General features: G+C 74.1%; 16 protein-coding genes. 10 read left to right on the forward strand and 6 right to left on the reverse strand.

The annotated features are described in order from the left end of the window. Positions 1–34: 34 nt before the first annotated feature. Positions 35–1,645 (reverse strand): hypothetical protein, encoded by a 1,611-nt coding sequence (locus M4J07_RS05205; protein WP_255967679.1) that lies wholly within the window; start codon positions 1,643–1,645, stop codon positions 35–37. Positions 1,646–1,682: 37 nt separating this feature from the next. After that, positions 1,683–1,877, reverse strand: a complete 195-nt coding sequence (locus tag M4J07_RS05210; RefSeq protein ID WP_018534760.1) for a hypothetical protein — start codon at positions 1,875–1,877, stop codon at positions 1,683–1,685. Positions 1,878–2,158: 281 nt separating this feature from the next. Between M4J07_RS05210 and M4J07_RS05215 the strand changes: the two genes are divergently transcribed. The 5 genes from M4J07_RS05215 (at position 2,159) to M4J07_RS05235 (ending at position 7,574) form a co-directional block, all read left to right on the forward strand. Next, entirely contained in the window at positions 2,159–2,551 is a 393-nt protein-coding gene (locus tag M4J07_RS05215; RefSeq protein WP_255967684.1) for an ankyrin repeat domain-containing protein, read from the forward strand. A gap of 280 nt (positions 2,552–2,831) precedes the next feature. After that, a complete protein-coding gene (locus M4J07_RS05220) occupies positions 2,832–4,250 on the forward strand; it encodes a HEAT repeat domain-containing protein (RefSeq protein ID WP_255967686.1) in 1,419 nt (472 codons plus the stop codon). A 161-nt stretch (positions 4,251–4,411) separates the two neighbouring features. Next, complete coding sequence (locus M4J07_RS05225; protein WP_255967688.1) at positions 4,412–5,536, forward strand: glycosyltransferase family 4 protein; 1,125 nt, start codon at positions 4,412–4,414, stop codon at positions 5,534–5,536. Next, the gene (locus tag M4J07_RS05230; RefSeq protein ID WP_255967690.1) at positions 5,533–6,684 is read left to right on the forward strand and encodes a glycosyltransferase; all 1,152 of its coding nucleotides are present in this window, start codon (positions 5,533–5,535) and stop codon (positions 6,682–6,684) included. The genes M4J07_RS05225 and M4J07_RS05230 overlap by 4 nt, the downstream gene beginning before the upstream one ends. Beyond that, positions 6,681–7,574, forward strand: a complete 894-nt coding sequence (locus tag M4J07_RS05235) for an SGNH/GDSL hydrolase family protein (protein WP_255967692.1) — start codon at positions 6,681–6,683, stop codon at positions 7,572–7,574. Before M4J07_RS05230 ends, M4J07_RS05235 begins: the two co-directional genes overlap by 4 nt. Positions 7,575–7,665: 91 nt before the next feature. Here M4J07_RS05235 and M4J07_RS05240 read toward each other — a convergent pair whose 3' ends face one another. Further along, on the reverse strand, positions 7,666–8,226 hold the full coding sequence (locus M4J07_RS05240) for a TetR/AcrR family transcriptional regulator C-terminal domain-containing protein (protein WP_255967694.1): 561 nt from the start codon (positions 8,224–8,226) through the stop codon (positions 7,666–7,668). Between the two features lie 106 nt (positions 8,227–8,332). Here M4J07_RS05240 and M4J07_RS05245 point away from each other — a divergent pair, with 106 nt between their 5' ends. After that, positions 8,333–9,556, forward strand: a complete 1,224-nt coding sequence (locus tag M4J07_RS05245; protein WP_255967695.1) for an FAD-dependent monooxygenase — start codon at positions 8,333–8,335, stop codon at positions 9,554–9,556. 48 nt (positions 9,557–9,604) lie between these two features. On the opposite strand, the gene M4J07_RS05250 is transcribed toward M4J07_RS05245, so the two are convergent. Both M4J07_RS05250 and M4J07_RS05255 read right to left on the reverse strand, forming a co-directional pair. Next, positions 9,605–10,402 carry a putative hydro-lyase gene (locus M4J07_RS05250; protein ID WP_255967698.1) on the reverse strand — a complete coding sequence of 266 codons (798 nt, stop codon included), beginning with the start codon at positions 10,400–10,402 and terminating at the stop codon, positions 9,605–9,607. Beyond that, positions 10,399–11,703: an MFS transporter gene (locus M4J07_RS05255; RefSeq protein ID WP_255967700.1), complete on the reverse strand. Its 1,305-nt coding sequence runs from the start codon at positions 11,701–11,703 to the stop codon at positions 10,399–10,401. The genes M4J07_RS05250 and M4J07_RS05255 overlap by 4 nt, the downstream gene beginning before the upstream one ends. Positions 11,704–11,861: 158 nt before the next feature. Between M4J07_RS05255 and M4J07_RS05260 the strand changes: the two genes are divergently transcribed. The 4 genes from M4J07_RS05260 to M4J07_RS05275 all read left to right on the forward strand — a co-directional run bounded on the left by M4J07_RS05260 (position 11,862) and on the right by M4J07_RS05275 (position 19,792). After that, entirely contained in the window at positions 11,862–12,560 is a 699-nt protein-coding gene (locus M4J07_RS05260; protein ID WP_255967702.1) for a GntR family transcriptional regulator, read from the forward strand. Between the two features lie 69 nt (positions 12,561–12,629). Beyond that, entirely contained in the window at positions 12,630–14,156 is a 1,527-nt protein-coding gene (locus M4J07_RS05265) for a hypothetical protein (protein ID WP_255967704.1), read from the forward strand. 49 nt (positions 14,157–14,205) lie between these two features. Beyond that, positions 14,206–15,099, forward strand: coding sequence for a hypothetical protein (locus M4J07_RS05270; protein WP_255967706.1), 894 nt, complete (start codon positions 14,206–14,208; stop codon positions 15,097–15,099). Between the two features lie 52 nt (positions 15,100–15,151). Continuing rightward, the gene (locus M4J07_RS05275; RefSeq protein WP_255967708.1) at positions 15,152–19,792 is read left to right on the forward strand and encodes a hypothetical protein; all 4,641 of its coding nucleotides are present in this window, start codon (positions 15,152–15,154) and stop codon (positions 19,790–19,792) included. Here the strand turns inward: M4J07_RS05275 and M4J07_RS05280 are convergent. Next, positions 19,789–20,937: an aromatic ring-hydroxylating oxygenase subunit alpha gene (locus M4J07_RS05280; protein WP_255967710.1), complete on the reverse strand. Its 1,149-nt coding sequence runs from the start codon at positions 20,935–20,937 to the stop codon at positions 19,789–19,791. The two genes, M4J07_RS05275 and M4J07_RS05280, sit on opposite strands and share 4 nt — an antisense overlap. Positions 20,938–20,940: the final 3 nt, after the last annotated feature.

The raw sequence follows: 20,940 nt of genomic DNA on the forward strand, positions 1-20,940 counted from the left end.
CCTTCGGGCGACGACGGGAGTCTGACGACAGGCTCTAGCGCTCCGCGAGCGCCTCGGCCTCGTCGGGGACCGACTCGACGGCCGCGTCTCCGTCCGCGCTGTCGGTGCTGCCCTTGCTCTCCGTGCTGTCGGCGGGTGCCACGCGCTGCGGCAGCAGTGCGGTGACCGCCCGGCGGTGCACCTCGCTCGTCGCCTCGTCGTACGGGTCCGGGGTGGCCGGCACCTGGAGCCGGTGGACGGGGCCCGAGCCGAGCCGGGCGTAGCCGCGGCCCGGGGGGACGTCGGCGGCCGGGGTCGTCTGCGGCTGGGTGCCGAGGACGTCCATCAACTCGTCGGGGGTCGCCGGACCGAGCACCACGCGCGCGCGGGTGTGCTGTCGCACCGGGTCGATCAGGGCGTCGAGGCTGTCGAACTGCTCCGCCACGACGACGGTCACGCCCGCCGCCCTGCCGTGCCGCAGCGGCACCTGGAGCAGCGTCTGCGGGTCCTGGCGGCCGTCCGCCGCCGCGAGGTGACCCAGGGCGCTCGGGCGGTCCAGCAGGATCCACAGCGGGCGCTTGATGTCGTCCGGGGTCGGATGCCCGGCCTGACGTGCCCGGTTCGCCGCGATGAGACGCCGCTCCGTCTCGTGCGCGGCCCATTCGAGACTGGCGAGCGCGCCCGCGAGGCCGCACTCCACGGCGAGGACGCCGTCGCGCCCGACCAGGCACGCGTAGTCGCCCGTGCCGCTGCCCTCGATGACCAGCACGTCGCCGTGCTGCAGCGCCTGGAGGGCGATGGAGCGCATGAGGGACGTCGTGCCGCTGCCGGGCTGGCCGACCGCGAGGAGGTGGGGCTCGGTGGAGCGGACGCCGGTGCGCCAGACGACCGGCGGCACGTCGCGCTGCTCGTCGCCGTCCATGACGGGCAGCGTGCGCTGGACGCCGGTGCCGTCGGTGAAGCCGAGCACGGTCTCGCCGGGGGCCGTGACGAAGCGCTGGGCGGCGACGTCGGTGGGGAGGGGGTCGAGGACGTTCACCGTGAGGTGGTTGGCCTCCTCGTCCCACACGAACTGGTACTCGCGCCCGCGGCCGAGCTTCGCGTGCAGCAGCTGCTCGATCCGGGCGCGGGATCCGGCCTCGCCGTCGGTGAAGTAGGCGGGGTAGCGGATCGCGAGCCGGTCGAAGCGGCCGTCGCCGTCGAAGTCGTAGGTCTCGAACGCCTTCTCCCACTCGCCGCCGTGGGCATACAGGGGACTGGGGTCCTCGGCGACGGAGAAGTAGGGCACGAGCGCTTCGTAGAGCGACGACAGCCGCTGGACCTGCGACTCGTCGGGGCCGGTCTGCACCGGCTGCTTGGGGTCGCGTCCCTTCCACGCGGCCGCTGCCATCAGGGAGATGAGCGCCAGCAGCGGCCCGTACGGAATGAACACCACGACCAGGACCACGGCGGCCACCAGGAACAGCAGCGGTCCGCGCCGGTCCTTGGGGGTGTCCGCCCACTTGCGCCGCCCGGCGGATGCCAGCCGGCGCAGTCCACGAGTGATCGTGATGAGGGGATGGAGGACGTCGGTGGCGCCGTCGGCTGCCGTCCGTGCCATTTCCCGGCTCCGGGCGATCGAGGCGCTGCCGTTGCTCAGAATGCGGGGGAGAGGGCGCCTGGCCACGTCGGTCTCCTGAAGGTGTGTGCGGGTGGGTGGGCCGTCAGAACTTGATCCCGCCGAGCAGGCTGGCGAGGCTCGCGCCGCCTGCCTTGATGCTCGGGGCGATGGCCGTGCCCGCCAGGTAGAAGCCGAAGAGGGCGCAGACCAGTGCGTGCGAGGCCTTCAGGCCGTCCTTGCGGAAGAACAGGAAGACGATGATGCCGAGCAGCACGACGCCCGAGATGGACAGGATCATGAGGGTTCTCCTGGTTGATGGGGACAGTCACCATGAGTTCTTCCAGGCTCACAGCATGTATCTATACGACAAAAGGTGCAAATGGGTGGTTTTTTAAGTAATTCACCCGATCGGCAGGTAGCTGGTGAGCCACCCGAGCGTGCTGCCGGACGGTCGTCCGCACTGTTGGTGATCTTTGCCTCGCCGGGGGCGCGTCATGTGCTCGGGCGGGCAGTACTCTGTCGATTCACTCGTACGGCTGCACCGCCGTACCGGCACGGATGTGAAAGGCGGTTCGACCGATGAGCGAAGCCCCCGACCCGGAGGTCGTGGAGCTGGCCACGAAGATCTTCGATCTCGCCCGGCGCGGCGAGACGGAGGCGCTCGCGGGGTACGTGGACGCGGGCGTTCCGGCCGACCTCACGAACGACCGGGGCGACACGCTCGTCATGCTCGCCGCCTATCACGGGCACGCGGAGACCGTGGGTGCCCTGCTGGCCCGTGGCGCCGACGTGAACCGGGCCAACGACCGGGGCCAGACCCCGCTCGCCGGGGCCGTCTTCAAGGGCGAGGACACCGTGATCCGGACCCTGCTCGACGGCGGCGCCGATCCGGCCGGGGGGACGCCTTCCGCGGTCGACACGGCCCGGATGTTCGGCAAGGCAGAGCTGCTGGAGCTCTTCGGAGCCTCCTGAGGCACCGGTTCTGACCAGGCAAAACGGGGGTGCAGGAAATGTGGTCGCGGCGGGCAGAACCGCTGGGTCATGATGACGGCGTGATTTACGGACGCGATGGCGGGGCAGGTGGTGCCCACGTGCCGCGCGGGCCGTGAACGGCCCGGATTCGGGCCTTGGACGAGAGGCAGAGAGATGGTCTACAGCAAGCAAGAGACGGCGGGCGCTCCGACGTGTTGTCGCGTGGCCAGGTAGTTGCAGGTTCCCGGTTGCGTCGACGCTTGATGTGAGGCTGTTTCCCATGTTCGAACCGGTCATAGCGCCCAGCGGTACGCTGCTCGGCCTGCTGCAGAGGGGCCGCGGCGACGGCACGCTGCACGCGCTGACGGCACCGCGGGACGAGGCGCTCGCGGCTCTCAATCACTGTGTGCTGAGCGACCCCCGCCACGACTGGCAGGTGGAGAACCGCTCCCTTTACTACGCCCGCCTCTACCTCGACCTCCATGGAGAGCTCGGGGAGATCGAGCGGCACCTCTTCGATCCCGACGACCTCGTCGACACCGACGAGTGCCGGACGGGCCTCGCGCTCTCGGTGCTCGGCCACCTCGCCTCGTACGGCAGGCGGGACGCCCTGGAGCTGCTGCGCAGGTACGCGGCCTTCGGCGGGTCCTGGGCCTGGGCCCTGGACGAGCTGGCGCTGCGCGACGACGACGCGGGCCTGCGGGCCCTCGCCGAGCCGATCCTCGCCAGATTCCCGGCCGACGCCGAGGGCACCGCCGAGCTCGCCGCCGCCGTGCGCGACGCGTTCGAGCCACGACCCTGGCGGCTGTGGGCCGAGGATCCGCGCCCCCAGGTCGGCGCACGCGTGCGTGCCGCCCAGGAGACCGGCTCGTTCGACCGCTGGCAGCGGCAGATGCGACCGTCGGGCCCGCGGCCCGAATGGAGCGTCCAGGCGGTCTTCGACTGGGCGCAGGAGGGCTTCGACCGCGGAGCCGCCCTGTACGTCCCGGCCGCCCGCTGTCTGACCGCCGTGGCCGGTCCCGAGGACCGCGCCGAGATCGTCCGGGCCGCACGCGAGGGCACGGACGGCGCGCGCTGCACCGCGCTGCGCTATCTCGCCGATGCCCACGACCCCGACGTACTGGATCTCATCGAGGCCGCCGTGGAGGCCACGTCCCGCACCGTCGTGGACGCCGCCGTCGACTGCTTCGAGCGGATGCGCAGCGTCGCCACCGTGACCCGCGCCCGCCGCTGGGCGCACCGGCCCGACGCGCTCGGCGCCGCGGCGGGACGCATGCTCGCCTGCCGGGGCGGCGCCCAGGACGGCGAACTCGTGCTCTGGGCCCTCAGGGAGGCCGTCCGCGGCGACGGCCCCGACGCCGCCACCCTCTGGCCCCTCGTCGACGGGGCCGGGCGGCTCGGCATCGCCTCCGCCGCCCCCGTGCTGCGGCACGTCTACCGCGAGACCGCGTCATCGCACCTGCGCGGGCACGCCGCCCGCGCCCTCGCGGCCACGGACCCCTCCTTCGCCGCCGGATTCGCCGTCGAGTGCCTGTGGGACTGCGAGGAGTCCACCCGCGAGATCGCCGCACGGCACGCCGAGACCGGCGACGCGCGCGTGGTGGACCAGCTGCGGCGGCTCGCCGCCGACCCGGCCGAGGAGGCCGAGGTGCAGACCGCGGTACGCAGCCGGATCGGTCCTGACGCCCCCGCCTTGTGACCGGCTGATGTACGGGAGGCGGCCCCTTCACGGAGGGGCCGCCTCCCGCTGTTTCCCGCAGTTCTCCGGGCTTTTGTGGGGTGGCTGAAACTCACGGGACGTTCCTCGGCAGGAAAGATCGACGTTGACGTGGGCACGTCCGGCGCGGCGAGAACACCCCTATGCGAGTCGTCATCGTGACCGAGTCCTTCCCGCCCGACATCAACGGTGTGGCGCACTGCGCCCTGCAGACCGCACGGCACCTGGCCGCCCGCGGTCACGACCCCCTCGTCGTCGCCCCGGCCACCGCCGCCGGGCCCGAGGCGGACGCCGGAGCCCCGTGCCCGGTGGTCCGCGTCCCGTCCCTGCCGCTGCCCGGCTACCCGCAGGTGCGGGTGGCGCTGCCCAGCCGCCGCGTCGCCCAGGCCGTGGCCGCGCACCGCGCCGAACTCGTCCACCTGGCCAGCCCGTTCGTGCTCGGCGTGCGCGGCATGGCCGCCGCGGCCCGGCACCACGTCCCCGCCGTGGCCGTCTACCAGACCGACCTCGCCGGATACGCCCGGACGTACGTGGGCGCGGGCGAGGCGGCGGCCTGGCGGCGGATCCGGAGCGTGCACACCGCCGCCGACCGGACCCTCGCACCGTCCACCGTGGCCCAGCGGGACCTGGAGGCGCACGGGGTGCCCCGGGTCCGGCTGTGGCCGCGCGGCGTGGACGCCGTCCGGTTCCGGCCGGAGCGGCGGGACGACCTGCTCCGGGCCGAGCTCGCGCCCGGCGGGGAACTGCTCGTCGGATACGTGGGGCGGCTCGCGCCCGAGAAGCAGGTCGAACTGCTGGCCGGCGCCTGCGGCCTTCGGGGCGTGCGGCTCGTCGTGGTCGGCGACGGCCCGAGCGAGGCGTCCCTGCGGGGCGCGCTGCCCGGCGCCCGGTTCCTCGGCCGGCGCACCGGCGACGAACTGGCCCGGATCTTCGCCTCGTTGGACGTGTTCGTGCACACCGGGCCCTTCGAGACCTTCTGCCAGACCGTGCAGGAGGCCATGGCCAGCGGGGTGCCGGTGATCGCCCCGGCGGCCGGCGGGCCGCTCGACCTCGTCGACCACGGCAGGACCGGGCTGCTCGTGCCGCCCGGCGACGCGGACGCGGTACGGGACGCCGTGTGGGCGCTGGCCGCCGATCCCGGGCTGCGGGCCGCCTACGGCGCCGCGGGGCGCGCCGCGGTGGCGGGACGCACCTGGGAGGCCGTGGGGGACCAGCTCGTCGAGCACTACGCCGAGGTGCTGTACGCGCGGACGGCGGTGGCGGCATGAGCGGGGCGCTGCGGATCGTACGGCTCGCCAACTTCGTCGCACCGGCCTCCGGCGGACTGCGCACCGCGCTGCGGGAATTGGGGGCCGGCTACCGGGCGGCCGGGCACGCGCCCGTGCTGATCGTGCCGGGGGAGCGCTTCTCCGACGAGTGGCGGGCGCAGGGGCGGGTCATCACCCTGCCGGGCGCGCCGCTGCCCGCGACCGGCGGCTATCGGGTGCTGACCGAACGGCGGCGGGTGGCCCGCCTGCTGGAGGAGCTGAGGCCCGACCGTCTCGAGGTGTCCGACCGGACGACCCTGCGCTGGACCGGCGAGTGGGCGCGGCGCGCACGGGTGCCCGCCGTGATGGTGTCGCACGAGACGGCGCACGGCGTGCTGCGCACCTGGGGCATGCCCGAGCGGGCGGCGCGCCGGGCCGCCGATGTGCTCAACGCCCGCACCGCGCACGCCTACGCGCGCGTGGTGTGCACCACCGAGTGGGCGGAGCGGGAGTTCGTGCGGATCGGCGCCCGCAACGTGGTCCGCGCTCCGCTCGGCGTCGACCTGAAGCGCTGCCGTCCCGAGCTCGCCGACGAGCGGGTCCGCGCACGGCACGCGCGCGTGGACGAGGTCCTGCTCGCCATGTGCACCCGGCTCTCCGTGGAGAAGAGGCCGGGCACGGGCCTCGACGCGGTGGCGGAGCTGCGCCGGCAGGGCGTGCCGGCCCGGCTCGTCGTGGCCGGGGACGGACCCCTGCGGGCGCGGCTCGAACAGCGGGCCCGGGCCCGGCGGCTGCCGGTCACCTTCCTCGGGCACGTCGCCGACCGGGACGCCCTCGCCGCGCTGCAGGCCACGGCCGACGTGTGTCTGGCGCCCGGACCCGCCGAGACGTTCGGGCTCGCCGCGCTGGAGGCCCTCGCCTGCGGGACGCCGGCCGTCGTCAGCGCCTCGTCGGCGCTGCCGGAGGTGGTCGGCGCGGCCGGGGCCGTGGCCGGGGACAACGGCGCGGCGTTCGCGGCCGCCGTGCGCGAGGTGCTCGCGCGGCCCGTGCGACAACGGCGGGAAGCGGCACGCGCGCGTGCCGAGTGCTTCGGATGGGACGCCGCGGTGCGCGCCTTCCTGGCCGCGCACGACGCTCCGGTGCGCGTGCACGAGAGGGACGCGACATGAAGGCGCTCAGGTTCGCCGCGCTCGGGGACTCGCTCACCGAAGGGATCGGCGATCCGGTGGACGGGGGTGCGTGGCGCGGCTGGGCGGCGCTCCTCGCCACCGGGCTCGCGCCCGCCGACGTGCCCGTGGAGTTCCGGAACCTCGCCGCCAGCGGGGCCCAGACCACCGACGTCCTCGGACGCCAGCTGCCCGCCGCCCTGGCCTTCGAGCCCGACGTCGCGTCCGTCGTCGTCGGCGTGAACGACACCCTGCGCTGCACCTTCGACATCCAGGCCGTGGCCGCCCGACTCGACCGGGTCTACGGGGCGTTCGGCGAGCGCGGCACGTTGCTGCTCACCGCGTGCCTGCCCGACCCCGGCGTCCTGCTCGGGCTGCCCGGCGCCCTGGCCCGCCCGCTCGCGCGCCGCCAGCATGCGGTCAACTCCGTGGTCCACGCCCTGTCCGAGCGCCACGGAGCCGTCCATCTGCACGCCGCGGAGGGCGACTGGGTGGCCGACCGGTCCCTGTGGAGCGCCGACCGCCTCCACCCGGGCGAGCGCGGCCACCGGCTCCTCGCCGCCCGGTTCCACGCCGTGCTGGCCGCGACCGGCACGGCCCGGGGCGCGGCGCCCGGCACCGCGGCGGAGCGGCCCGCGCCGACCAGGTCGGCCGGATTCTGGTGGCTCGCCACGGCGGGCACCGGCTGGGTCGCCCGGCGCTGCACCGACCTGCTGCCGCAGCTGCTCGCGCTGGCCGCGGACGAGGTGCGGCACGGGCTGCGCGGCACCAGCGCACGGCTCGACCTGCGGGCCTCGGCGGGGGTCGCCGCCGCTCTGTCGGCGCTGTCCGCTCCCGGGGTGCCGATGCCGATGCCGATGCCGGTGGCGCCGGAGCGGGCCGCGGCTTCGTAGCTCCGCGCGGGGCGTCGGTCCGCGCGCGAGCCCGCGGAAGGGCGGCGGGCTCGCGCGGGCAGGACACGGCCGGACCTGCGGGTCCGGCCTTCTACGGCGTGACGCGTGGCGCCAGGCCGTCCACGATGAGGGAAAGGCCCGCCTCGAACGCCGAGGCGTGATCGATGCGTGGCGCGTCGGCCGGGAGGTCCGGTCCTGCACCGGAACCGGGGTCCGCCTGTTCCTCCAGGACACTGCCGACCGTGAAGCGGCCGGCCGCCAGCATGGCCATCTGCGCGTCGCGCTCGGGCACGCCGGAGCCGACGAGGAAGGCCATCTTGCGGCGGATCCGGTCGAGGTCCGCGACGGGCGTGGAACCGGCGTGGAGGCGTGCGCCGTCGCGGCGCATCAGCAGGGTGCGCCGGAAGCCGCGGGTGTTCTCCAGAAACCATGCGCGCCAGTCGTCCCCGGGTTCCGGCAGGGGTGCCTGCGCATGGGGCTGCATCGCGGCCTGCGCCATGGCGGCGAGCAGGTCCTTCTTGGTGCGGAAGTACCAGTACAGCGAGGGCTGTTCGACGCCCAGCCGCTTCGCCAGCTGCCGGGTGCTGACGGCATCGAGGCCGACCTCGTCGAGCAGGCTGAGCGCCTCGGCGATCACGGTCTCACGGTTCATCTTCGTCACGTTGACAATCTATCGCTGATAGATGACGCTGGAAAAGAATCATTCACTGATAGATTTTGAGGTGGTGGACATGTCACAGGGTTCGGGAACGCGATCCTTGCGCGTCCTCATCGCCGGCGGCGGGATCGCGGGGCAGGCACTGGCCTTCTGGCTGGCACGGGGCGGCCACCGGGTGACCGTCGTCGAACGCTTCCCGGCGCTGCGGGCCACCGGCGCCCAGGTCGACCTCCGGGGCCAGGGCATCCAGGCCGTCCGCCGCATGGGACTCCTCGACGCCGTCCGCGACAGGCTCGTGGACGAGAAGGGCGTCGCCTTCGTCGACGCCCGCGGCAGGGCCCGGGCGACGATCATGGCCAACACCTCCGGGCGGGGCCGCCAGACGCTGACGTCCGAGTACGAGATCATGCGCGGCGACCTGGTGCGCATCCTCCACGACGCGACCCGGCACCATGCCGAGTACATCTTCGGCAAGAGTGTGGACGGTTTCGAGCAGGACGAGCACCGGGTCGTCGCGCACTTCTCCGACGGGTCGTCCGGCGAGTACGACCTCCTGGTCGGCGCGGACGGGCAGGGATCGCGCATCCGCCGTGCGATCCACCCGGAGGGCTTCGACCCGTACTGGCGGGTCGGCATCCACATGGCGTACTGGTTCGTCCCGCGCATCGCCTCCGACGGCACCGTCCGGGACACCTACATGGCCCCGGGCGGCCGTCAGATCATGCGCCGCAGCCACAACCCGACCGAGACCCAGGTCTACTTCGTGCTGCGGGAGGAGTCCGAGGAGGCCTCGGCGATCCACCGGGAACCGGTCGAGCGGCAGCAGGAGTTCTGGGCGAGCCGGTTCCGCGACGCCGGATGGCAGACCGAGCGCTTCGTCGAGGGCATGCGGACGAGCCCCTTCTTCTACTCCCAGGAGGTCGCTCAGGTGCGCACCGACACCTGGTCCGAGGGTCGCGTGGCCCTGGCCGGGGACGCCGCGCACTGTGCTTCTCCCTACAGCGGCATGGGGGTGTCCGGCGGTCTGGTCGGCGCCCACGTGCTGGCCGGCGAGATCAACCGGCATCCGGACGACCTGCCGACCGCACTGGCGAACTACGACACCGTGCTGCGGCCCTTCGTCGACGAGATCCAGGCCGAGGTCAATCCGCGTCTCCTGCGGCTGGGCCTGCCGATGACCCGGCGCGCTGTCGACGCCTTCCAGGCGGTCACCGCCCTGGCCTGCTTCCTGCGCGTCCCCGACCTCGTCGCGCGCTGGTCGAAGGAGGACCGCGGCGGCGACTGGCGGCTTCCCCGGGGCGCGCCCCGGCCGAGTGCCGCCTGAGGACCTTTCCCGGGTTCCGTGCCGGCACGGACGGGAGAGTCACAGGCGCTAGGTCACCCGGTACTGGGCGTCGCGGGTGTCCGTGATGAACATGTGGCCCGGCGCGTGGGTGATCGCGAACGGCGGCCGTGACGCCATCACGGCCGCCTGGGGCGTCACCCCGCAGGCCCAGAAGACCGGGATGTCGTCCGGGGCGCGGTCCACCCGGTCCCCGAAGTCCGGGGCGTCCAGGTCCGCGATGCCGAGCGCCGCCGGATCGCCCAGGTACACCGGGCTGCCGTGGACCGCGGGCATCAGCGAGCTCTCCCGGATCGCGGCCCCCACGGCGTCCGGCGGCACCGGGCGCATCGACACCACCAGGGGGCCGTGCAGCCGGCCCGCGGGGCGGCACGCGCGCGTGGTGACGTACATCGGCACGTTCTTGTTCTGGTCGATGTGCCGCAGCGGGACCCCGGCCCCGGCGAGCGCCCACTCGAAGGTGAAGCTGCAGCCGATCAGGAAGGAGACCAGGTCGCCGCGCCAGTGGCCGAGCACGTCGGTCGGTTCGTCGGCCAGCTCGCCGTGCTCCCACACCCGGTAGCGCGGCAGGTCCGTGCGCAGATCGGCGCCGGGCGCGAGGACCGTGGTCCAGGAACCGGCGTCCGTGACGTCCAGGACGGGGCACGGCTTCGGATTGCGCTGGCAGAACAGCAGCGTCTCGTAGGCCCAGTCGGCCGGTACCGCGATCAGGTTGGCCTGGGTGTGGCCGCGCGACCAGCCGGCCGTGGGCGCGCTCGCGCCGGCCCGGAAGTGGGCGCGGGCCCGGTGCGGGGACCAGGTGGCGGTGCGCTCTTGCGTACGGGTCACAGCAGTTCCTTCCCGCGGGTCTCCGGCAGTCCGACGAGGGCCACGACGGCCAGGCCGTATCCGATGGCCCCGAAGACCAGGGCGCCGCCCACGCCCCAGCTGTCCGCGAGGAAGCCGACGAGCGTGGGGAAGACGGCGCCGATCGCCCGTCCCGTGTTGTACGTAAAACCCTGCCCCGTGCCGCGTACGGCGGTCGGATACAGCTCGCTCAGGAACGAACCGAAGCCGCTGAAGATGGCCGACATGCAGAAGCCGAGCGGGAAACCGAGCACCAGGAGAAGGCCGTTGGCGCCGTCCGGGATGTTCGTGTACGCCAGGATGCTCGCCGCGGAGAGGATCGCGAACAGCACGATGTTGCGCTTCCGGCCGAGCCGGTCGGTGAGGTAGCCGCCCGTCAGGTAGCCGAGGAACGCACCGGAGATGAGGAACGTCAGATAGCCGCCGGTGCCGACCACGGTGAGGCCCCGCTCGGACTTCAGGTAGGTGGGCACCCAGGTGGCGAGCGTGTAGTAGCCGCCCTGGACCCCGGTCGACAGGAGGACCGCGAAGAGCGTCGTGCGCAGCAGGCCGGGCCGGAAGATCTCCGTGAAGGAGCCGGTGCGGGGACTCGTGCCGAGCTGCTCGGACGCCTTGGGCGCGTCCTGTACGCGGCGGCGCAGCCACACGACCAGAAGGGCGGGCAGGGCGCCCGTCCAGAACATGACCCGCCAGGCCAGGTCCTCGTCGACGAACTGGAACACCAGCGTGTAGACGATCGCGGCCAGCGCCCAGCCCACCGCCCACGAGCTCTGGACGGCGCCGAGGGTGCGGCCCCGGTGCCTGGCGGAGGCGTACTCGGCGACCAGGATCGCGCCGACCGCCCACTCGCCGCCGAAGCCGAGTCCCTGGAGGGCGCGGAAGACGAGGAGCGTCTCGTACGTGGGGGCGAAGCCGCAGGCGACGGTGAAGACGGCGTACGTGATCACTGTGATCATCAGGGCCCTGACCCGGCCGATCCGGTCGGCGATCACGCCCGCGACGGCGCCGCCGATCGCCGAGACGACCAGGGTGACGGTGGTGAACAGACCGGTCTGGCCGCTGTCCAGGCCGAAGTAGGCGGCCAGCGCCACCATGCTCAGCGGCAGCGTGAAGTAGTCGTAGGAGTCGAGGGCGTAGCCGCCGAAGGCGCCCGCGAAGGCGCGGCGGCCGCGCGGGCCGAGATCCCGCAGCCAGCCGAGCGCGCCCTCGGCGGACGGCTGCGGATCGGGCGCGCCGACCGGGTCGGAGAGGGCTGTGCCGGGCGTCGGTGGAGTCGTGCTCATGGGGCACCTCGCAGTCGGATGAGTGTGCGTGGTGGTGCGTTCTGCCGAGCCGTGAGCGGACGGGAACGGGGAGCGTCCGATCGCCAAGGTAGAGGATCGTTGAACGATCCCTCAATACCCACGTTGTTTCGTTCTTGTATCTGCGCTTGAATTCGGCCGTGGCCACGGAAGAACTGAACGCACTCGCGGACGACCGCGCGCTGTTGGGACGCACCAGCACCGCGGAACGCGTCTCGGACATCCTCAGGAGCCGGATCGCGGAGGGCTTCTTCCCGCCCGGCACACGCCTGTCGGAGGACAGCATCGGCGGCGCGCTCGGCGTCTCGCGCAACACCCTGCGCGAGTCGTTCCGGCTGCTCACGCACGAGCGGCTGCTGGAGCACCGGCTCAACCGCGGCGTCTTCGTCCGCGTCCTGAGCGTCGACGACGTCGAGGACATCTACCGGACCCGGCGCATGGTCGAGTGCGCCGTCGTGCGCTCCCTCGGCGAACCGCCCTACGCGCTGGACCGGGTCGCCGCGGCCGTCGCCGACGGGCGCCGCGCGGCCAAGGCCCGCGAGTGGAAGGGCGTCTCCACCGCCAACATCCACTTCCACCGCGAACTCGTCGCCCTCGCGGGCAGCGAGCGCACCGACGAACTGATGCGCAGTGTCCTCGCCGAACTCCGCCTCGCCTTCCACGTGGTGGACGACCCCCGCCGGCTCCACGAGCCCTACCTCGCCCGCAACCAGCAGATCGTCGAGACGCTCGCGGACGGGCGCCGCGACGAGGCCGAGGCGCTGCTCGCCGACTACCTCGACGACTCCCGCGACGGGCTCGTCGACGTGTACGGGCAGCGGGTGGCGGCCGAGGCGTGACGGCCCGCGCGGGCGGCGGCATCTGCGTCGTTTCGACCGTTGTCAGACCCAGCGCCTAGTCTGTGCTCCGTGACTTCGCCTGCCACCACGGACTCCGCTCCGCCCCAGCTCAGCGCGGGGCCGCGCCCCGCACCGGGCCCGGCCGCCGACGAGGGGCTCGCGCGGCGGCTCCGCGCGCTCGCCTGCACCGCGCCGCTGCACGACCTGGACGTGCGCAAGGCCAACCTCGCGGGCGAGTACTCGACGTACGGCATGGCGGAGGTGGCCCTCTCGGCGATCGACCTCGTCACCCTGAACATGGACTTCGACACGGGCGCCGACCACGAGCAGATAGTGGCTCGCCTGCTGCCCCGCATCGCCGCCCAGGCCCCGCAGCGGCCCGCCGCCGAGCATGAGCGCGTCGCCCGCTGGGTCCTGGAGAACCTGATCAACGTCGGCAGTGTCGACCGCGGATTCCGCGCCGTGTACGGCACGTTCGCGACGGACGGCTCGTACGTCCGCCGTGACTACGACTTCAAGTTGATCGAGGAGGTCCCCGGCTACGGGGGCAGCGTCTACCTCCGCACGACCGACGAGGCCGTCAATGTGCTCGTCGGCGCCCTGGACACCGACGTCACCAGCGCGCAGATCGCCGCCGAGGTGAAGCTCGAGGTGCTGATCAGCCGCGGCCGCCTCGCGGACGCCCAGCTCGCCGCCGAGCAGGCCAGGTACCGGACGGTGCAGTACTCGGAGACGCTGCGCAAGGCCCTCGACGCGACGCGGCGCAATGTGCGCGCCGTCGACTGGCTGGAGGCCGTGCCCGACATGATCGCGGAAGCCCTCGACCACGTCGCCGACCGCTACCGCCACGAGAACGCGATCCTGACGAACATCCGCAAGGCGCGCGACGAGTCCGAGGACCCCGAGCAGAAGCGGCGTGCCGCCGAGCTGGTCGACATCGTGAAGGACTGCATCCGGCGCCACACGCAGCTCCAGTCGCGCCTGCTGGAGGCGGGCCCGCTGTTCCGCGCCGAGCAGGACCGGCAGGCCTTCGCCACGCCCTCCGCGCGCGCGGGCCTCGACCTGTACGGACAGCTGGTGGCGCCGCTCCTGCCGCTGCCGGTGGAGAGCGCGATCAAGGTGACGGACGCGTTCTTCGCACGCGGCACGGGCCTGCGGACACCGGTCTCCGTCCGCGTGGGCGACCTCGTCGACATACTGCTGACGCCGCCCCAGGAGCGGGAGCACCTCGGCATCGAGATGCCCGAGCCCGATCTGATCGCGACGCCGGACGACAGCCGGTTCAGCGAGCAGCAGCTCGCCGGCGCCAAGGAACTGCTCGACCTGCCGCCCGACGCGCCGCGCCGGCTCTCCGGACTGCTCGCGGAGGCCCGCGGCCGCGACGCCGAACTGCCGTACCTGGTCGCCCTGCTGGCGGTCCACGCGGCGAGCCCGGCGGTCGGCACGGCGTACCGGCAGGGCGAGGAGAAGCTGCTGTTCGCCGTCGACGACGGCACCGAGCTCGACGACCCGGAGTTCGGCGGCGCCGACCTCATCGTCGGCACGGCGCTGCTCGACGCGGCCGGGATGGCCGCCGACCGGACGGAGGCGGCCTGATGCCCGCCCGCCACCGGATGTACGTAGGAACGACCAAGGAGCACCGCCCGTGACCGAGCACCCCGAAGAGCACGCCGAGTGGGGCGAGCCCGAGGCGTCGGGCCAGGCCAGGGTCGCTGCCCCCGTCACCCCGGCCGACGCCGCCGACGCCGCGCGGCTCGTCGCCTTCGGCCTGCAGCCCAAGCTCCAGCCCTCCCGCGACCAGGAGTACGCCGAGCTGCTGCGCCGCTACCGCGAGGACCCGCCCTTCGCCCGCCTCGCCGACGCCGTCGCCACCGGACTCGGCCTCGTCGTCCTGGAGGTGTCCCCGCGCGCGGGGATGGCCGTGACCGCCGCCGAGGACTCCGTGTTCGCGGTCCGCATGGGCGACTACGCGCGCCGGACGGCCGCCGACTCCACCGACCGCTTCCTGCACGGCCTCGCGCACCTGTCCGTCGCCGCGCTCGCCTTCCCCCGCCCCGAGGACCTCGCCGACGACGGCTACATCGGCCGCGTCAGTGTGAACGGGGTGGACGCGTTCGTCCGCCAGGCCTGCCGGAAGCTGGAGGAGCAGGCCGAGGAGCACGGCGAGAACACCGACCCGGCGACCGACGCACCGGGCCTGGAGGCGGCCTGGCGCATCTGGGCCCGGCGCAGCTCCACGGGAGCCACCAAGGACACCCGCAGGCTGGCCAGTTCGACGACCGGCATCGTCGGCAAGGCCGTCGCGTTCCTCACCGACTCCGGCTTCCTGCAGAGAACCGGCGACGACGGCGGCGGCACGTACCGCACCACCGCCCGCTACCAGTTGCAGGTGCGCGACATGGCCGGCACCGCGGCCATGGCCGAGCTGCTCGACCTGGGCGTCGTGCCCGTCACCGACGGCACCGCGACCCTGGCGCCGCCGATGGACGAGGACGCGGGCGAGCTCGTCGCCGACGCGGGCCTGCCGTTCCACTCGTAGCGCCCGCCGCCCGCAGAAGCCTCACCTTCCGTACCTACCACGAGAGTCCGCCATGTACGAGCTGTCCCGGGTTCGCCTCTTCTCGATCGGTCCCGCCGGTGCGCGCTACGCCGACACCGTGCTCGACCTGCGGGGCGTCGGCGCGCCCGTGCCCGACCCCGCGCCGACCCAGGCGGAGTTCTTCGAGGACGAGCCGGTCGGCCCGCCGCGCCGCCCGGCCCCGGCCGGCGTGCTCTTCCTGGAGAACGGCGGCGGCAAGTCGGTCCTGCTCAAGCTGATCTTCTCGGTGATGCTGCCCGGCCACCGGAACACGCTGGGCGGGGCCAGCTCCGGCGTGCTGCGCAAGTTCCTGCTCGCCGACGACTGCGGACACGTCGCCCTGGAGTGGCAGCACACCCTCACCGGCGAGTGCGTCGTCGTCGGCAAGGTCAGCGAGTGGCGGGGGCGGCAGGTCTCGAACGACCCGAAGAAGTTCGCCGAGGCCTGGTACTCCTTCCGGCCGGGCCCCGGCATGAGCCTCGACTCGCTGCCCGTCGCCGAGTCGACGGCCGTGCGGCCCGCCGTCGAGGGCGCCTCCGGCGCGCAGGGGCGGCGGCGCACCATGAAGGGCTTCCGCGACGCGCTGACCGAGGCGGGCAAGGCGTACCCGCACCTCGAGGTGAACTGGGAGGAGATCCACGACCGGTGGAACGAGCACCTCGGTGACCTGGGCCTCGACCCCGAACTCTTCCGCTACCAGCGGGAGATGAACGCGGACGAGGGCGAGGCCGCCGGCCTCTTCGCCGTGAAGAAGGACTCCGACTTCACCGACCTGCTGCTGCGGGCGGTCACCGACACCCGCGACACGGACGGCCTCGCCGACCTGGTCAGCGGGTTCGGGAACAAGCTGGGACGGCGCGCCGAGCTGATCGCCGAGCGCGACTTCACCGCCGGCTCCGTCGATCTGCTGACCCGCATCGTCGAGGCGGCCGACACCCGCTCCCGCGCGCGCGACATCCACACCGCCGCCGAGCGCCGCACGCGCACCCTGGCCCGGCGCCTGTCCGCGCGGGCCGGTGTGGAGCGCGGCCGCGCCGGGGACCTCGCCGAGCAGGTCACGGCCGCCGCCCACACCGTCACCGAGGCCGAGTCCGCGCGCGAGCGCAGCTCCCTCATCGCCGCCGAACTCGCCTACCGGCACGCCTCGTTGGCGCTCGCCGGAGCCGAGAAGGCCGCTGCCGCGCAGAAGCGCGAGCTGGCCGACGCCCGCACCCTGCACTCCGCCTGGCAGGCCGCCGAGGCCGTGCTGCGCCACCGCGCCGCCGCCGACCGCTCCGCGCGCGTGGCCGTCGCCATCCGCGAGGCCGAGCGCGACGCCGCCCCCGCCCTCGCCGCCCGCGCCAAGGCCGCCTCCGACCTCGTCCGCGCCCTGCACAGCGCCGCCGAGAAGGCCGAGGCCCACGCGAACGACGAGGAGGAGCGCTCCGCCGTCCTCCAGGAAGCCGGCGAGACCGCCCACCGCGACGCGACGGCCGCCGCCACCGAGACCCAGCGCGCCCGCAGCGAACTCGGCCACCTGCGCCAGCGCCTCACCGAGGTCGAGCAGGAGACCGCCGAGGCCGTCCGCGCGGGCTGGCTCGACGACAGCGCGCCCGACGCCGACCCTGCCCGCGCCGCGCTCGCCGCGTCCGACGCCGAGAAGACGACCGTCGCCGCCTGGGACACCGCCCGGGACGCCGCCCGCCGGGCGACCGAGCACGCGCGCGAGGCCGCGGCGACGGAGGCCCGCGCCGAGCTGACCGCCGCCCGCGCCGCCGACGCCGCGAGCGCCGCCGAGCACGCCCACGAGGCGGAGGAGCGGGCCGCCGCGTCCCTCGCCGCCGAGGAGCGCCTCGCCGAACTGCTCGGCGTGAGCGGCCCGTCGGGCGGGCCGGCGAGCGCCGGATTCCCCGGCGCCGTCCGCGCGCGGACCGCGTCCGCCGACGCACCGCTGACCGCCGAGGACGTGGACCGCGCCGCCGACGACCTCAAGACCCTCCTCGACGACTCCGTCGCCTCCGCCGAGCGGCAGCTGTTCGAGCTGCGCACGGCCGCCGCCGACGACTCCCGCATCCTCGGCGCCCTCGGCGACGGCGGCCTGCTGCCGCCGGGCCCGGACGTCCTGGCCACGGTCGAGTTCCTCGGCGAGCACGGCGTCCCCGCCCTGCCCGGCTGGCGCTACCTCGCGCAGTCCGTCGACCCGGCCGACCACGCGCGCGTGCTCGCGGCCCGGCCCGAGCTGGTCGACGGCGTCATCATCACCGACCCGGCCTCCCACGTCCGGGCCCGCGACGTGCTCGCCGGCGCGGCGCTGCTGCCCCGCTCCGCCGTCGCCGTCGGCACCGCCGCCGCCCTGCTCGCGCCCACCCCGGCCGAGAACGCGTCGGACGAGGCGGTCTTCCTCGTCCCGCCGAACCCGGCGATGCACGACGAGCACGCCGCCGACGAGGAGCGCCAGGCCCTGCGCAGCCGCGCCGCGCAGCGCGACGAGGACATCAGGGCGCTCGCCGGCCGCCTCGCCAAGGACCGCGAGCTCGCGGCGCGCCTGACCTCCTGGCGCTCCGGCTGCCCGGCCGGCCGCCTCGCCGAACTCGCCAGCGCCGCGCACGAGGCCCGTACGTTCGCGGAGGAGACGGAGGCCGAGCTCGCCGAGGCCCGCACCGTGCGCGCCGAGGCCGACGAGGCCGCCGCGGAGGCGTCCCGGGTGCGGGACGAGCGGCAGGAGGCGGCGCAGAAGGCACGACGCGCCGCCGACGCGCTCGCCGGCCTCGCCTACCGGCTGCGCGAGCGCTCCGCCTGGCAGGCGAAGGTCCGTGAACTCGCCGACGAGGCCGTCGAGTTCGAGGCCCGCGCCCAGTCCTGCCTGGACCACGCACGCGCCGCCGACGAGGACCGCCGCGCCGCCCAGCGCTCCGCGGACGACGCCCACCGCACCGCCCGCACGCTGCGTGCCGAGCGCGCCGAGATCGCCGGCGCCCCCGACGATGTTCCCGTGGGCCCGGAGTTCGAGGCCCCCAAGGCGTCGCTGCCCGCGCTGCGTGAGGCGTACCGGGCCGCGTCCCAGGTGTACGAGAAGGTCGGTGTCGGCGCCGACCTGCGGGCCGAGCAGGCGCGCGCCGAGAGCGACGAGAGCGCCGCGCTCGCCGAGCTGAACCGGCTGACGAACAAGGTGCGCACCCGCGCCGCCACGCTCCTGGAGTCGCCCGAGGGCTCCGACGGCCCGTCCCGGCAGGCCGCCGCGGCCCGCGCCGAGGAGCACGTCCAGCTCCTGGAGACCCGCGCCTCCACCGCCAGCGAGCAGCTCGGCCGGCTGCGCGGCGAGGCCGAGCGGCACGCGCCCGAGGACGGCGAGGCCCACACCGAGCTGCCCGACGACCTCGCACCGCGCGACACCGAGCACGCGCAGTCGCTGCTGCGCACCGCCACCACCGAACTGGCCACGCGCACCGAGGCGTTGCAGACCGCCCGCGGCGCCCACGCCGAACTGCTCGCCGAGCACCGCACCGCGGAGGACGGCACCGGGGGCTTCGACGAGACGGCCGCGCTCCTGCGCGACCTGCTCCGCGACCACACCGCCGACACCGACGACCAGGACGAGCCGGAGCCGTACCCGGGCAGCCTGGAGGAGGCCCGCACGGCCGCCGCCGAGACCCGCCGCTCCCTGCGCGGCTGCGCCGCCGACCTGTCCGCCGCCGAGGCCGCGGTCCGCGAGGCGAGCGACATCCTCGTACGGCACGCGAACGCGACCCGGTACGAGCAGGTGCGTACCCCCGCGCGGCAGCAGATCCGCGAGCTGCCCGCGTCGGCGCTGCCCGAGCACGCGCAGAAGTGGGCGGACGCGTTCGCGCCCCGGCTCCGCGTCCTCACCGACGAGCTGGCGCAGCTGGAGCGCAACCGCGACTCGATCGTGGACCGTCTGCGCGGACTCGTCGAGTCCGCGCTCGCCACGCTGCGCTCCGCCCAGCGGCTCTCCCGGCTGCCCGAGGGACTCGGCGAGTGGTCGGGGCAGGAGTTCCTGCGGATCCGCTTCGAGGAGCCCGACCAGGCGACTCTCACCGAGCGGCTCGGCGAGGTCATCGACGAGGCGACCCGCTCCGCCGTGAAGAAGAACTCCGACCTGCGGCGCGACGGCATGTCCCTGCTGCTGCGCGGCGTCAGCGCCGCCCTGCAGCCCAAGGGCGTCGCCGTCGAGATCCTCAAGCCGGACGCGGTGCTGCGCGCCGAGCGGGTGCCGGTCGGGCAGATGGGCGACGTGTTCTCCGGTGGCCAGCTGCTCACCGCCGCCATCGCGCTGTACTGCACGATGGCGGCGCTCCGTTCGAACGACCGGGGCCGCGACAAGCACCGGCACGCGGGCACCCTGTTCCTCGACAACCCGATCGGCCGCGCCAACGCCACGTACCTGCTGGAGCTCCAGCGCGCCGTGTCCGACGCGCTGGGCGTCCAGCTCCTGTACACGACCGGGCTGTTCGACACGACGGCGCTCGCCGAGTTCCCGCTGGTGATCCGGCTGCGCAACGACGCGGACCTGCGGGCAGGACTGAAGTACATCAGCGTGGAGGAGCACCTGCGCCCGGGGCTGCCGCAGCAGGATCCGGAGGGGGAGACGGTGCACGGCGAGATCACCGCGACCCGGATGTACAAGCGGCCCGCGGAGCAGACGCAGGCGGGCTAGGGCCGGGCGTCGTCGGTGGCGTCCACCTGTCGCAGCAGCCACGCGTGGAAGATCCCGATGTGGTGCTCGGTCGGCACGAGGACGCCGCCGTCGCGGTACGCCCGGGACGACATGGCGGGCTGGGTGCGCTCGCACGCGGCGAAGTCCTGGGCGTTGACCCGGTGGAACAGCTCGACGGACTTCGACACGTCCGCGCCCGACGCCACGACGTCCGGCGCGTACAGCCAGTCGCACTCGACGACCGTGCGGTCCTCGGCCAGCGGGAACATCCGGTGCAGGATCACGTGGTCGGGCACCAGGTTCACGAAGACCGTCGGCTTGACCGTGATCGCGTAGTAGCGGCGGTCGTGGTCGTCGCCGATCTCCGGGAGCCGCCCGAACCCCTCGCTCCCGTCGACGGTGAAGCCCTTCACCCCGTCGCCGAACTCGGCGCCGTGCCCGACGTAGTACTGGGCCGCGTAGCCGTCCGCGAACTCCGGGAGGACCTCGGTGAGTTCGGGGTGGATCGTCGCGCAGTGGTAGCACTCCATGAAGTTCTCGACGATCAGCTTCCAGTTCGCCTTCACGTCGTACGTGATGCGTCGGCCGAGGGCGAGCCCCTCGGTGCCGTACCGCTCGATGGCGGCCACGTCGCCGAGCCGTTCGACGGCCGCGCCGATCACCGTCTCCTCGAACGATGGCGGTGCGTCGGCGAGACACACCCACGCGTAGCCGAGCCACTCGCGCAGCGCGACGCTCACGAGGCCGTACGCGGACCGGTCGACGTCCGGCATCTTCACCAGGTTGGGCGCGGCGATCAGCCGGCCGTCGAGGTCGTACGTCCAGGCGTGGTACGGGCATTGGAGGCTGCGGCGGACCTGGCCCTGCGGCTCGGTGCACAGGCGGGCGCCGCGGTGGCGGCAGACGTTGAGGAACGCCCTGAGACCGCCGGTGCGGGTGCGGGTGACCAGCACGTTCTCGCGGCCGACCTGCACGGTCCGGTAGGCGCCCGGCCGGTCGAGGTCGCCCGAGCGGACCGCGCAGAACCACATGCGCTCGAAGATCCGCTCCTGCTCGGTGCGGAAGAGTCCCGGATCGGTGTAGTGGCGGCCCGGGAGCGTGGCGATCAGGCTGGGGCCGGTCGGTGTCGTCGGCACGGGGGGCATCGG

This window comes from Streptomyces longispororuber (genome assembly GCF_024448165.1).
GTDB lineage: Bacteria > Actinomycetota > Actinomycetes > Streptomycetales > Streptomycetaceae > Streptomyces > Streptomyces longispororuber_A.